The sequence below is a fragment of the Acinetobacter sp. ABJ_C1_1 genome, from assembly GCF_044684115.1.
GTDB classification, from domain to species: Bacteria; Pseudomonadota; Gammaproteobacteria; order Pseudomonadales; family Moraxellaceae; genus Acinetobacter; species Acinetobacter nosocomialis_A.
The window spans coordinates 1-481 of record NZ_JBITPU010000044.1; the positions used below are offsets into that span (position 1 = coordinate 1).

At 49.7% G+C, this 481-nt stretch carries 1 pseudogene; it reads left to right on the plus strand.

Features of this window, described 5'->3' with window-relative positions:
• Positions 1-481: pseudogene (locus ACG59Z_RS18755) on the plus strand (hemagglutinin); the annotation flags it as partial.

Below are 481 nucleotides of genomic sequence, written 5' to 3' on the forward strand. Positions count from 1 at the left end.
GTAACAGTGGCAGTGTTGACCGTAAATTGGGTGAAACCCTGAATATCACAGGTGGGCTGACAGCATCTGGCTCGAACTCGAATGTTAAAACGGTTATCAGTGGCAATACCGTTGATATTCAACTTGCCGATGCACCGGTGTTTGCAGGGAAGCTGACAGCGAACGGACTGGATGCAAATGGTGAGAAAGTTACCAATGTCGGTGAGGGTACAGCAGCAACCGATGCAGTAAACAAAGGCCAGCTTGATGCGTTAAGTACGTCAAGCAACAACAAGACCGATGCCTTGGGCAACAGCACAGCCAACAATCTGGGTGGTGGTGCAAGCTATGACAGCACTACAGGTGCAGTAAGCTCACCGACCTATACTGTGAATGGCAACAACGTGAATAACGTGGGCGATGCGATCACTGCACTGGACAAAGGCTGGACTTTACAAAGCAATGGTACCAATGCGGCTGCAGTAAAAGCTGGTGATACGGT